Here is a 13,011-nt window from a genome sequence, read left to right as displayed (position 1 = left end):
GGGCTTAGGGCGGGCCCGGCCAGATCAGTTGCATGTACGCCCCGAACCACACCGAGGCGAGCGCCGCTGCGCCCATGACCAGCGCTCCGGTGAGCCGCCGGGCCCGCCCCACCGCCAGCGCGAGCGGCAGCAGCAGCGGGAAGCCCGGGATCAGGAAGCGGGCGCGCGGGAAGTAGACGCCGCCGCTGCCCAGGACGACCAGCAGCAGTACGCCGGTGAACACCAGAAGGGGGAGCGGCAGGCGCTCGGCGGCGCAGAGGAGGAACAGGGCTACGGACAGGAACAGCACCAGCGTCACCACCACCAGGAACAGGTGCGGCTTCGACTGGTAGAGCAGGAAGCGCCGCATCTCGCGCAGCGTGTCGGCCCCGCCGTCCCACTCGTTGAGCCACAGCTTCTGTACGGCGAGGTAGCCGTCCCAGCGGCCGAGGCGCAGGCCCACCCAGGCGACGTAACCGAACCATCCCAGCGGCGCGATCAGCCCGGCGGCGAGCACGGCGGGCCGCAGCCCCCTCCCGCCCCGCCAGGACCGCCACAGTGCCACCGCCGCCGCCATCGAGACGGCCGCGGCGACCGCGATGCCGGTGGGGCGGGTCAGGCCGGCGAGCGTGGCGAGGGAGCCCGCCCACAGCCAGCGGCCGGCGAGGACGGCGTACAGCGACCAGGCCGTCAGTGCCGTGAACAGCGACTCCGTGTAGCCCATCCACTGGACGACCGCGACCGGCATGCAGCCCCACAGGACGGCCAGCAGGGTGCCGACGCGGCGCCCGTACAGCCTGTCGCCGACCGCGAAGATGCCCCACACCGCGAGGAGTGAGAAGGCTACGGCGAGGAGTACGCCGACGCTGGCGCGCGAGCCCGGGGTGATGACCGCGACGGCCTTGATCAGCACCGGGTAGAGAGGGAAGAACGCCAGGTTGTTGCTGTTGTGGGCGGTGCCGAGGGTGGAGTCGTACCCGCTGTCGGCGATCTCCAGGTACCAGCGCGAGTCCCAGGAGGTGGCGAGAGCGGGCCACAGGCCGTGGCCCTTCAGGTGGGCCCAGTGCCCGAGAACCAGCACACCCAGGACGCGTACGGCGACGTACCCGGCCAGGGCGGGCGCGGCACGCCGCAGGGACTTCGTGAGCGTCGCGAGCCGGTCCCGCGTCCCGTCGTACGGGCGTCTCGCGGCTGGGTCGGCTCTGTGGGGCCGGGGGGTCACCGTGGGTGCGGTCGGGGGCAAGGCGGCAGCTCCTGGGACTCGGCAGGGGATACCGGGTCACCCTTCCTCGCGTGCTCAGGAGAGGGCATGGGGCGCTGCGTCACCTGCCGTACGGAAACCACTCGTCCGGGCGGTCGGTCCCGGGCAGGGAACCGACCGCCCGGCGCTGGGTGATTCAGATGCCGGCCGCCGCCGACAGGTCGCGCTTGATGGTGGCGAGGATGGCCTCGGCCCGCTCCTTCGCGGTTGAGAGCTCGTTCGCGCCGGCGACCGGGACTACGGCCTCCAGGTAGCACTTGAGCTTCGGCTCGGTGCCGCTCGGGCGGACGATCACTCGGGCCTTCACCTCGCCGTCCAGGTAGTAGCGCAGGCCGTCGGTGGGCGGCAGCTTGTCGGTGCCGCGTGTCAGGTCCTCGGCGGAGGTGACGGTCAGGCCCGCGAGCGTGGTGGGCGGCTGGGCGCGCAGGCGGGCCATCGCGTCGGCGATCACCGTCAGGTCCTCGACGCGGACCGACAGCTGGTCGGTGGCGTGCAGGCCGTGCTCTACGGCGAGGTCGTCGAGGAGGTCGAGGAGCGTGCGGCCCTCGGACTTCAGGACGGAGGCGAGCTCGGTGATGAGGAGCGCCGCCGTGATGCCGTCCTTGTCGCGTACGCCCTCGGGGTCGACGCAGTAGCCGAGCGCCTCTTCGTAGCCGTAGCGCAGGCCGTCGACGCGGGCGATCCACTTGAAGCCGGTCAGGGTCTCCTCGTACGGCAGACCGGCGGCGGCGGCGATCCGGCCGAGGAGGGACGACGACACGATGGACTCGGCGAAGGTGCCGCTCGCTCCGTTGCGGACCAGGTGGGCGGCGAGCAGCGCGCCGACCTCGTCGCCGCGCAGCATCCGCCACTCGTCGGTGCCGGGTACGGGCACGGCGACGGCGCAGCGGTCCGCGTCCGGGTCGTTCGCGACGATCAGGTCCGGCTGCTCGGGCTGCATGCGGCGGGCGGTGGCGAAGGACAGGTCCATGGCCCCCGGCTCCTCCGGGTTGGGGAAGGCGACCGTGGGGAAGTCCGGGTCCGGCTCGGCCTGCTCGGCGACGAGCACGGGCTCGGGGAATCCGGCACGGGCGAATGCGGCCGTCAGGACCTCCTTGCCGACGCCGTGCATGGCCGTGTAGACGACGCGGGCGGTGCGGGGGGACCCGGCGGTCAGGACCTCGTCCGTACGGGCGAGATAGGCCTCCAGGACCTCCTCGTTGAGGGTGAACCAGCCGGTGTCGGGGCGCGGTACGTCGGCGAGTGACCGTACGGCGTCGATCCCGGCGGCGATCTCGGCGTCGGCCGGGGGCACGATCTGCGAGCCGTCGCCGAGGTAGACCTTGTAGCCGTTGTCGCGGGGCGGGTTGTGGCTCGCGGTGACCTCGACGCCGGCGACGGCGCCCAGGTGCCTTATGGCGAAGGCCAGTACGGGGGTGGGCAGCGGGCGGGGCAGGAGGGCGGCGCGCAGGCCGGCGCCGGTCATGACGGCGGCGGTGTCGCGGGCGAAGTCGGCGCTCTTGTGGCGGGCGTCGTAGCCGATCACGACGAGGCCGTCGGTCTGGCCCTTGGCCGTCAGGTACGCGGCGAGGCCGGCGGCGGCGCGGATGACCACGGCGCGGTTCATGCGCATGGGGCCCGCGCCGAGTTCTCCGCGGAGGCCGGCCGTGCCGAACTGGAGGGTGCCGGCGAAGCGCGCGGCGATCTCGTCCACGGCCTCGGCGTCGATGAGCTTGGCGAGCTCGTCGCGGGTCTCGCTGTCCGGGTCTTCGGCCAGCCAGGCCTGCGCCCGGGCGATGAGCTCCTGCTCCTGCTGCACGATGTGGTCCACCTCTCGTGTGTGGTGCGTTGCGATTCGCCTGCGGCAAGCTTGTTCCCCGCCCAGCGGCACCATCCAGCCACCCCCGGCGGCTTCAGGCCGTCCGGCGTTTGAGGACAGGCCGCCCGGCAGGGCGAAGCGTCAGATGCGTTCCAGGACCTGGGCCAGGAGTGCGCCCATCCGGGTCGCCGAGTCGCGGCCGGCCTGGAGGACTTCCTCGTGGTTCAGGGGTTCGCCCGTCAGGCCCGCGGCCAGGTTGGTGACCAGCGAGATGCCGAGCACCTCCGCACCCGCCTCGCGCGCGGCGATGGCCTCCAGGACCGTGGACATGCCGACGAGGTCGCCGCCCATCACGCGGACCATGTTGATCTCGGCGGGCGTCTCGTAGTGCGGGCCGGGGAACTGGACGTACACGCCCTCCTCAAGGGTGGCGTCCACCTCCTTGCACAGCGCGCGCAGCCGCGGCGAGTACAGGTCCGTCAGGTCCACGAAGTTCGCGCCGATGATCGGCGAGGTGGCCGTCAGGTTGATGTGGTCGCTGATCAGGACCGGCTGGCCGGGACGCATGCCCGGACGCAGGCCGCCGCAGCCGTTCGTCAGGACGATGGTCTTGCAGCCGGCGGCGACGGCGGTACGGACGCCGTGCGAGACGGCGGCTACACCGCGGCCCTCGTAGTAGTGCGTACGGCCGAGGAAGACCAGCGCGCGCTTGTCGCCGATCTTGTACGAGCGGACCGTGCCCGCGTGTCCGGCGACGGCCGGCGGCGGGAAGCCGGGCAGCTCGGTGACGGCGAACTCGTGCTCGGGCGCGCCCAGCGCTTCGGCGGCCGGCACCCAGCCCGACCCCATCACGAGGGCGACGTCGTGGGTCTCGGCTCCGGTCAGCTCGCGCAGGCGGGCGGCGGCGGCGTCGGCTGCCGCGTGGGGGTCGGCGAAGCCGTCGGTGGGGTCAGAGGTAACAGATGCGTTCACGCCGACGAGGGTAACCGGTCTCGCCCTACGCGCGTAGATGTCACTGCCGACGGTGTTGCGATCGTTGCCTTGTCGGATCCGACGAAGGCAGGCTCACACCCCTCAGCAGGGGCGCTTGCGCAGCTCCATGACGTAGTCGTGCGGCGCGCCCGCCGACTCCGCCGCGTCGGCGAGTTCCCCCAGGTAGCGGGCGGAAGGGAGCCCGCCCTCGTACCCGTTCAGGACGTACACCCAGGTCGGCTCCTCGCCCTCCAGCGTGTGTACGCGCACCCGCATCCGGCGGTAGATGTCGAGTCCGACACCCTCCCACCGGTCCATGGAGTCCTCGTCCATCGGAGCGATGTCGTACAGCGCGACGAAGACCTGTGAGCGCGGCGCTTCCACGATGGTGGCGAGCGCGCCCTCCCAGCCCATCGACTCGCCGCCGAAGGTCAGCCGCCAGCCGTTGAGCCAGCCGGTCCCGCGCAGCGGTGAGTGCGGTGCGCGGCGCGTCATCAGCCGCGCGTCGAGGTTGCCGGCGTACGCGGCGTAGAGCGACATGTGGTCGAGGGTACGGGAGGGGGTGGAGCAGCGGTGGCTGTGAAGCGTCGCGGCCGGATGGAGGCCCCGGGGCGAAGCACCTTGAAGCGTGCGGGACAATGGAGTACGTACTGCATTCCCCCCGGGCGATCCCCGGATCCCCGGCCGAGCGGGCAGGCGGGCCGGGATTGACAATGCGAGGCGGACTTTTTCGTGACCCGGATCGTGATCATCGGTGGCGGACCCGGCGGATACGAGGCGGCCCTGGTGGGCGCCCAGCTCGGCGCGGAGGTGACGGTAGTCGACAGCGACGGTCTGGGCGGGGCGTCGGTGCTCACCGACTGCGTACCGTCGAAGACTCTGATCGCAACGGCCGAGGTGATGACGACCTTCGACTCTTCGTACGAGGAGTTGGGCATCATCGTCGCCGACGACACGCCGCACGTGGAGCAGGCCGCCCGCGTGGTCGGTGTGGACCTCGGCAAGGTCAACCGCCGTGTGAAGCGCCTCGCGCTCGCGCAGTCCCACGACATCACCGCGTCCGTCACGCGTGCGGGCGCGCGCGTGCTGCGCGGCCGGGGCCGTATCGAGGGCCAGCAGGGCTCCGACGGCTCCCGCACGGTCGTCGTCACGTACAGCGACGGCAATGAGGAGCGCCTCACCGCCGACGCCGTACTGATCGCGACGGGCGGGCACCCGCGCGAGATCCCCGACGCGCTCCCGGACGGCGAGCGGATCCTGAACTGGACACAGGTGTACGACCTGGACGAGCTCCCCGAGGAGCTCATCGTGGTCGGCTCCGGTGTCACGGGCGCGGAGTTCGCCGGCGCGTACCAGGCGCTCGGCTCGCGCGTCACCCTCGTGTCGTCGCGCGACCGTGTGCTGCCGGGTGAAGACCCGGACGCCGCCGCCGTCCTCGAAGACGTCTTCCGGCGCCGCGGCATGAACGTCATGGCCCGCTCGCGCGCCGAGTCCGCCAAGCGGGTCGGCGACCGCGTGGAAGTGACCCTTTCCGACGGGCGTGTCATCAGCGGTACGCACTGCCTGATGGCCGTCGGCGCCATCCCGAACAGCGCGGACATGGGCCTGGAGGAGGCCGGGGTCCGGCTGAAGGACTCGGGCCACATCCTGACCGACCGGGTTTCGCGCACCAGCGCGCCGGGCGTGTACGCGGCCGGCGACGTCACCGGCGTCTTCGCGCTCGCGTCGGTCGCGGCCATGCAGGGCCGGATCGCGATGTACCACTTCCTCGGCGACGCGGTGACTCCGCTCAACCTCAAGACCGTCTCGGCGAACGTCTTCACCGACCCCGAGATCGCGACGGTCGGCTACAGCCAGTCGGACGTGGACTCGGGCAAGATCGAGGCCCGCGTCGTGAAGCTGCCGCTGCTGCGCAACCCGCGCGCCAAGATGCAGGGCATCCGCGACGGCTTCGTCAAGATCTTCTGCCGCCCCGGTACGGGCATCGTGGTCGGCGGCTGCGTCGTATCGCCGCACGCGAGCGAGCTGATCCACCCGATTTCGATCGCGGTCGACAACAACCTGACCGTGGAACAGATCGCGAACGCGTTCACGGTCTACCCGTCCCTGTCGGGTTCGATCGCCGAGGTCGCACGGCAACTGCACACCCGCAAGACGTCCGCCGAGGCGTAGGGCCGGGGGACGCGCGTCGCGTCGCCCCGGCATCCCGCGTCCTCGTGCCCGCGCGGTCAGTCGTCGCTGACCACATAGAGGTGAAGGTCCTTCGAAAGCGTCCGGGCGCTCTTCGCGGCCATCTGCCAGTCGTCGCCGTCCAGGGACTGGTACGGGGGATCCATCAGTTCGCGGTAGTCGTCGAAGCCGGCCCGCGCTTCCGCCAGCCCCGTGGTCATGCGCTGCCGGGCCGCCTCCGCCTCGGAAGCCGGAGTGCTCGTCGGCTTCATGAGGACGCGCTGGCGCAGCCAGTCGTTGTTGGCCGCCGGCGTATTGGGCGTACCGCTGTCGTCGGCCGTCCGGCCGTCCTCGTCCAGCCGGGGAAACCCGGGCTGCGGCTGCCGGGAGGCCCGGACGGTGGCCATGAGCTGCTTGATCCCCCACGCGTTGGTGATCATCTTGTCGACCACCGTCGACGCGTGCCCGCGGTAGGCCGCCGATCCCCGGTCCACGCCCAGACCGCCGAGCGCCAGCAGTGGTACGACCGCCCTGGCGGCTACCTCGCAGCAGCGCGGGCCGCTCTCACCGCTGTCCACCTCGGCCAGCGCATCCCGTTCCAGTTGGTCCAGATCCTCGTCCTCCGGACGCGGCACCACGTCCCAGTCCTGTCCCACGCGAGTCCACAGGGCGTGCACCGCCGCGTTACGGGCGCCGCTCAGCAGGTGGCTGTCCTGACCGGAGAAGGAGCGCAGTGCGAGTTCGAATACGTACGGTGAACGCCCCTTCGCGGAGAAGGACTTGGCTCCCAGCACTTCATTGATCACCCGTCGCTTCTCCTTCGACGGGGTGGTCATCAGCCGGATCAGCCAGGCGCACCGTTCGTCCCGGTGCGTGCTGAGGCCGATTCTCTTCGCGACGTCGGTGAGATCTTCGCGGCCCAGTGCGAAGACGAGGCTGTCCGGCTCCAGCAGGCCGTAGTCGGCCAGGGTGTTGACCGCGCGCTCCGCCAGGAGAGTCCGCTGCGCCTCCTCCGAGAACGCCTTCGGCTCGATGTTCTGCGCTCCCAGCGCCAGGTTCAGCGTGCTGACGTAGCTCGCCTTTCCGGTGCGTTGCTGTGGTGTGGCCTGTTCGCTCCAGCCCCAGCCGACGATCAGGTCGGCTTCGGCGGTAAGGGCGTTGATCTGCCTCTCGGCGTGGAACAGATCGTCCAGCCGCATCTCCTCGTTCTTGGACAGCTTCTCCGCGACCTTGCTCAGGTCGCGCATCAGCTTGCTGAGCCAGCGCCGCTGCGAGGTGGGGTCCATGGTGAGGATCGTGGATTCCGTCAGCCCGAGGATCTTGTGGGCGGACGCGGTGCGCGAGGTGCCGTCGACGACCCCCACGGCCTGGCGCGGCGTACCGTCCGAGAAGCGGAATTCCACGTGTCCGGCGAGCAAGGGCATGAGCACACCATTGGATCCGATGTCGTCCACCCAGCTGTTGTGCCGGAGCACGAATGCCGCGTTGCTGTCCAGCGCGCCGGCGACGGCCGCGCGCGAGCCCCGGTAGACCAGAGAGGGCAGGCCGGGAGGTGACTCAGGGGCCGGCAGCGCGAGATGGGGCGAACCCGCCGCGCCGACCTTGGGGTCGGAGAGGTAGGTCTGGCCGACGACGAACCTGCCGTTCGTCGCGTCGACGAGCAGCAGGGGTGTCCAGACGGTGGTACGGAGCAGATGGAGCGTCCGGTTGCCGCGCACGCGCTGCTGCCTGATGTGGGCCGCTCGTACACCGCGCGGATCGACCACGGTGGCGAGCAGTTCGGCCGCGGTCTCCTCCGTATGCCCGATCTCGACATCGGCGTCCTGTACCAGGCGCTCGGCCGCACTCTCGACGGACCTGCGGTCGCGGACGACGAGATGCGCGACGCGCTCGCGCAGCACCTCCACCCGGTCCCGGTAGTCGCCTTCCGTAATGTCCTTCTCTATTTCCATTTCACCCATAAGTGGTAAGCCTCCGCTTGACCGTGTGCCCCTGGGCGGGCACAGTGAATGAGCCGGACCCACGAGGGCCCGGAAGTGGGGCCAGGTCATCCGCCGGACGACGGACACCTGGCCTTCGCGTTGTCTTGGCTGGGTTGTCTGGGTTGGCCGGGTTGGCTGGGTTGGCTACGAATCGCCGCGGGCGGCGGCGGGCCCGTGGGACAGGGAGCACCGGCCGCAGGTCAGCACGGTCGCCTTGGCGGCGCTGGCCAGGTCGTCCCAGTAGCCGGCGCGGCCGTCGAGCGCGGCGCCGAAGGCTCCCGCGACGACATCGGCGGCCCACAGGGCGTGCTCCACGGGGCCGGCGGCGTGCTCTACGCGCAGGTCCGCCGGCAGGACTCCCGCGCGGCGCAGCCCGGTCAGCCCCTTGAGGTCTCCCTTGTCCCGTACGGGGCCTCTGGACTCGAAGACCACCTCGGTGACGCCGCGCTCGGCCAGTGCGGTCAGCAGCGACTGCATCGCCTTGCCGCGGGCGCGCTCCTGGTGGGCGTTGTCCATCCGGCACCACGTGGCGATCACGATCTCGGGCTCGACCGACGACGTGCGGCGGGTGAGCAGCAGTCGCCGCCGGGCGGACTCGTCGCGCCAGTGCAGTTTGCGCTGCCCCCTGAGCAGCAGGGACGCCATGGTGTCCCGGGCGTGCTGCACCCGATGGGGCGACAGCAGGACGGCTGCCAGCATGTAGATCCCGGCGCCGTCGGCGCGGCAGCGCAGCGACTCGTCGCAGAACGCGCGGGGGCCCGGCTCAGTGGCTCGGGAAGGTAAGGCGCCGTGCATGGTGGTGTGACCTCCGGTGGCACGAGAGCGCGCAGCGCCCGTGCCGGGCAGGTCCTGTCCGACTTGGCACCCCCGGGCGGAGCAACGCGGTCCGGAGTGGAACGCCGGAAGCGCGGTGAGCGCGGGGTGAGTTGACGGGGGGAGGCGGCAATGCCTCCGGCCGGTAACCCTGGTGCACTGGAAGTCCAGGATCATATGAAGTTTCAGGTAGGCGAAGACCGTAGACCTTCACCCACTGTGCCGCAAGCGGAGTTTGATCCACCATCAGCTGCGTGGCAGTCTGCCCGAAGCGGCAACTATCACAAACTGTCCTCACCTGTGGGCAACTTCTGCTATTCGGCGCAAACTGCTGAAAACTATCGGTCGCTGGGGTTACTGTCAGTTTCGTGTTCGCTGCAGAACGTCGCCAATTGATCCTCGAAATGGTGCGTGCCAACGGGGCTGTATCGCTCCGTGAGCTCGCCCGCGTCGTCCAGACCTCCGAAGTGACCGTACGGCGGGACGTGCGGGCACTGGAGGCAGAAGGACTCCTCGACCGCCGGCACGGCGGTGCGGTACTGCCGGGCGGTTTCACGCGGGAGTCCGGCTTTCCGCAGAAATCCCATCTCGCGACCGCGGAGAAGACGGCCATCGCCGACCTCGCCGCGGGACTCGTCGAAGAGGGCGAAGCCATCGTCGTCGGCGCCGGGACGACCACGCAGGAGCTGGCCAGACGGCTCGCCCGGGTTCCCGGGCTGACCGTCGTCACCAACTCCCTGCTGGTGGCCCAGGCGCTGGCGCACGCCAACCGCGTCGAGGTCGTCATGACCGGCGGCACGCTGCGTGGTTCGAACTACGCACTCGTCGGCAGCGGGGCCGAGCAGTCCCTCCAGGGGCTGCGGGTCTCCCGGGCCTTCCTCTCCGGTAGCGGGCTGACCGCGGAGCGCGGCCTGTCGACCTCCAACATGCTGTCGGCGAGCGTCGACCGGGCGCTGGTGCAGGCCGCCGCCGAGGTGGTGGTCCTGGCGGACCACACCAAGCTCGGCACCGACACCATGTTCCAGACGGTGCCCACCGACGTGATCACGCGCCTCGTCACCGACGAGCCGCCGCCCCACGACGACCGTGCGGCCACCGAACTGCAGGCCCTGGCCGATCAGGGAGTGCAGATCGCCGTCGCGGGGCCGGGAGCCGCCGGCGCCGGGGGCGACGGCGTCCCGCCGGGGCGCCAGCCCCGCCGGGACATGCCCCTGCCGGGCCAGCGGCGTACGCACCCGGGCGGGCCCGGTGCGCAACTGCGCAGCGCCGGACCTCTGGCGGAGCAGCAGTCGGGCCCCGCCGAGCGTGAACGGGCGCGCGTCGCCGATCTGCGCCGCCGCTGAAGAGCCGAAACGGCGAGGTTACGTCGCCGCTTCCTTCTCCGCCCGCAGGCCCTTCAGCGTCAGCGTCAGCAGGCGGTCGGCCAACTCCGGGTCGTCCGGCGCCTGTTCGGCGGCCAGCGCGATGGCGTTGGTCAGCTGCATCAGGTCACCGATCGATACGTCGGGCCTGACGGCGCCGCTCTCCTGAGCCCGTACGAGCAGCCGCTCACCGGCCGCCTTCATCGGCGTACTGCATCGCGCCAGGGCCGAACTCTCGTCGCGCGAGGCCGACATGAGCTCGCGGGCGAGACCTCGGTACTCACCCGCATGGGTGACGATGTCACGCAGCCAGGTGACGAGCGCAGAGCAGGGCGCCTCGCTGTCGGCGAGCTCGCGAGAGTGCGCGAGGAGTTCGTCCACGGCGCCCTGGAAGACGGCGCTCATGAGTGCGTGCCGGGTGGGGAAGTGCCGGTAGAGCGTGCCGATCCCCACGCCGGCGCGGCGCGCGACGTCTTCGAGCGAGGCATCGGTGCCGTGCTCGGCGAAGGCGCGGCGGGCCTCGGCCAGCACGCGCTCGTAATTCCGGCGGGCATCGGCGCGCATGGGCCGCGCGGCCGCTGACGCGGGTGGGGGCTGCGGCCCGGGGGCGGGCGCCGGCTGGGGCGTCGGGTGGGACGCCGAGGGCGGCTGGGACTCCGGCTCTGGCGCCGGTGGTTTCAGCGCCTCCGGCGGCTGTGGTCTGGTCGTCGCCATGGGCTTGCCCTTCTCCTGCTCCGGTCTCCAGGATGCCATTGCGAGCTGAGGGCCCCGCCGGTTTCGGCGGGGCCCTCAGTCACGTACGGCTGTGCGTCAGTCCTTGATCTCGCAGATCGTGGCGCCGGAGGTGACGGACGCGCCGACTTCGGCGACCAGGCCCTTGACGGTGCCGGAGCGGTGCGCGTTCAGCGGCTGCTCCATCTTCATGGCCTCCAGTACGACGACGAGGTCGCCCTCATTGACCTCCTGGCCCTCCTCGACCGCGATCTTGACGATCGTGCCCTGCATGGGCGAGGCGAGGGTGTCACCGGAGGCGGCCGGGCCGGACTTCTTCGCGGCCCGGCGCTTGGGCTTGGCGCCCGCGGCCAGGCCGGTGCGGGCCAGGGTCATGCCCAGCGAGGACGGCAGCGAGACTTCCAGGCGCTTGCCGCCGACCTCGACGACGATGGTCTCGCGACCGGCCTCGTCCTCGTCCGCGTCCGCGCCCGGCACGGTGAAGGCCGGGATCTCGTTGACGAATTCCGTCTCGATCCACCGGGTGTGGATCGTGAAGGGGCTGGACGTGAACGCCGGGTCCGCCACGACCGCGCGGTGGAAGGGGATGGCCGTGGCCATGCCCTCGACGTTGAACTCCGCGAGCGCGCGGGCGGCGCGCTGGAGCGCCTGCTCGCGGGTGGCGCCGGTGACGATCAGCTTGGCGAGGAGCGAGTCCCAGGCCGGGCCGATGACCGCCCCGGTCTCGACACCCGCGTCCAGGCGGACACCGGGGCCGGACGGCGGCGCAAAGGCGGTCACCGTGCCGGGGGCCGGCAGGAAGCCGCGGCCCGGGTCCTCGCCGTTGATGCGGAACTCGATGGAGTGCCCGCGCACGGCCGGGTCGTCGTAACCGAGCTTTTCGCCGTCGGCGATCCGGAACATCTCGCGGACCAGGTCGATGCCGGTGACCTCTTCGGAGACCGGGTGCTCGACCTGGAGGCGGGTGTTGACCTCCAGGAAGGAGATCGTGCCGTCCACGCCGACGAGGAACTCGACGGTGCCGGCGCCGACGTAACCGGCCTCCTTGAGGATGGCCTTCGACGCGCGGTACAGCTCCGCGTTCTGGGCCTCGCTCAGGAACGGCGCGGGCGCCTCCTCCACCAGCTTCTGGTGGCGGCGCTGGAGCGAGCAGTCACGGGTGGAGACGACCACGACGTTGCCGTGGGCGTCGGCCAGGCACTGCGTCTCGACGTGGCGCGGCTTGTCGAGGTAGCGCTCGACGAAGCACTCGCCGCGCCCGAAGGCGGCGACGGCCTCGCGGACGGCGGAGTCGTACAGCTCCGGGACCTCTTCGAGCGTACGGGCGACCTTCAGACCGCGGCCGCCACCGCCGAACGCCGCCTTGATGGCGATCGGCAGACCGTTCTGCTCGGCGAACGCGACGACCTCGTCGGCGCCCGAGACCGGGTCCGGCGTACCGGCGACGAGCGGGGCACCCGCGCGCTGCGCGATGTGCCGGGCCGCCACCTTGTCGCCGAGGTCACGGATGGCCTGCGGCGGCGGGCCGATCCAGGTCAGACCGGCGTCGATCACGGCCTGGGCGAACTCGGCGTTCTCGGACAGGAAGCCGTACCCGGGGTGAACCGCGTCAGCTCCCGAATCCTTGGCGGCCTGGAGCACCTTGGCCATGTCCAGGTAGCTGGCGGCCGGGGTGTCACCGCCCAGAGCGAACGCCTCGTCGGCCGCACGGACATGCAGAGCGTCCCGGTCCGGATCGGCGTAGACGGCTACGCTCGCGATTCCGGCATCCCGGCAGGCCCGAGCAACGCGGACAGCGATTTCGCCTCGGTTGGCGATGAGCACCTTGCGCACGATTGGCTCCCTCCTTGAAACAAGCTGAGTTTAGGGACTGCCGACACGGCCCTACGACCCATCCCCAATAGTGAGCTTGCCCACACGGAGCGTGATGCGAGGCTCGCGCGC

Annotated in this window: 10 protein-coding genes; 2 read left to right on the top strand and 8 right to left on the bottom strand. The window is 71.2% G+C overall.

All coding sequences use genetic code 11. From position 1 onward, the window contains the following. Positions 1-4: 4 nt before the first annotated feature. From J7E96_RS02300 to J7E96_RS02285, 4 genes are all read right to left on the bottom strand, one after another. Positions 5-1,222: a glycosyltransferase family 39 protein gene (locus J7E96_RS02300; RefSeq protein WP_215126893.1), complete on the bottom strand. Its 1,218-nt coding sequence runs from the start codon at positions 1,220-1,222 to the stop codon at positions 5-7. A gap of 154 nt (positions 1,223-1,376) precedes the next feature. Continuing rightward, a complete protein-coding gene (locus J7E96_RS02295) occupies positions 1,377-3,038 on the bottom strand; it encodes a phospho-sugar mutase (RefSeq protein WP_308295815.1) in 1,662 nt (553 codons plus the stop codon). 141 nt (positions 3,039-3,179) lie between these two features. Continuing rightward, complete coding sequence (locus J7E96_RS02290) at positions 3,180-4,010, bottom strand: purine-nucleoside phosphorylase (RefSeq protein ID WP_215126889.1); 831 nt, start codon at positions 4,008-4,010, stop codon at positions 3,180-3,182. Between the two features lie 102 nt (positions 4,011-4,112). Further along, entirely contained in the window at positions 4,113-4,550 is a 438-nt protein-coding gene (locus J7E96_RS02285; RefSeq protein WP_215126888.1) for a gamma-glutamylcyclotransferase, read from the bottom strand. A gap of 192 nt (positions 4,551-4,742) precedes the next feature. On the opposite strand from J7E96_RS02285, the gene J7E96_RS02280 reads away from it, so the two are divergent. Further along, positions 4,743-6,182 (top strand): NAD(P)H-quinone dehydrogenase, encoded by a 1,440-nt coding sequence (locus tag J7E96_RS02280; protein ID WP_215126887.1) that lies wholly within the window; start codon positions 4,743-4,745, stop codon positions 6,180-6,182. 56 nt (positions 6,183-6,238) lie between these two features. Here the strand turns inward: J7E96_RS02280 and J7E96_RS02275 are convergent, their stop codons facing one another. Together J7E96_RS02275 and J7E96_RS02270 are read right to left on the bottom strand one after the other, a co-directional pair. Then, entirely contained in the window at positions 6,239-8,140 is a 1,902-nt protein-coding gene (locus tag J7E96_RS02275) for a hypothetical protein (protein WP_215126886.1), read from the bottom strand. Positions 8,141-8,305: 165 nt separating this feature from the next. Then, positions 8,306-8,956, bottom strand: a complete 651-nt coding sequence (locus J7E96_RS02270; protein ID WP_215126885.1) for a hypothetical protein — start codon at positions 8,954-8,956, stop codon at positions 8,306-8,308. A 386-nt stretch (positions 8,957-9,342) separates the two neighbouring features. Between J7E96_RS02270 and J7E96_RS02265 the strand changes: the two genes are divergently transcribed. Further along, positions 9,343-10,317 (top strand): DeoR/GlpR family DNA-binding transcription regulator, encoded by a 975-nt coding sequence (locus J7E96_RS02265; RefSeq protein ID WP_215126884.1) that lies wholly within the window; start codon positions 9,343-9,345, stop codon positions 10,315-10,317. An 18-nt stretch (positions 10,318-10,335) separates the two neighbouring features. Here the strand turns inward: J7E96_RS02265 and J7E96_RS02260 are convergent, their stop codons facing one another. Next, positions 10,336-10,899: a TetR/AcrR family transcriptional regulator gene (locus J7E96_RS02260; protein ID WP_215127065.1), complete on the bottom strand. Its 564-nt coding sequence runs from the start codon at positions 10,897-10,899 to the stop codon at positions 10,336-10,338. A 246-nt stretch (positions 10,900-11,145) separates the two neighbouring features. After that, positions 11,146-12,900, bottom strand: coding sequence for a biotin carboxylase N-terminal domain-containing protein (locus J7E96_RS02255; protein WP_215126883.1), 1,755 nt, complete (start codon positions 12,898-12,900; stop codon positions 11,146-11,148). Between the last annotated feature and the right edge of the window lie 111 nt (positions 12,901-13,011).

The organism is Streptomyces sp. ISL-96 (genome assembly GCF_018614035.1).
In the GTDB taxonomy this organism is placed as follows: Bacteria; Actinomycetota; Actinomycetes; order Streptomycetales; family Streptomycetaceae; genus Streptomyces.
This window is presented reverse-complemented; position numbering and strand designations above follow the sequence as displayed.

Bases quoted from the DNA above. Each gene is read 5' to 3' on its own strand.
- J7E96_RS02285 (WP_215126888.1), bottom strand. From the start codon at position 4,550: ATGTCGCTCTACGCCGCGTACGCCGGCAACCTCGACGCGCGGCTGATG.
- J7E96_RS02275 (WP_215126886.1), bottom strand. From the start codon at position 8,140: ATGGGTGAAATGGAAATAGAGAAGGACATTACGGAAGGCGACTACCGG.
- J7E96_RS02270 (WP_215126885.1), bottom strand. From the start codon at position 8,956: ATGCACGGCGCCTTACCTTCCCGAGCCACTGAGCCGGGCCCCCGCGCG.
- J7E96_RS02260 (WP_215127065.1), bottom strand. From the start codon at position 10,899: ATGCGCGCCGATGCCCGCCGGAATTACGAGCGCGTGCTGGCCGAGGCC.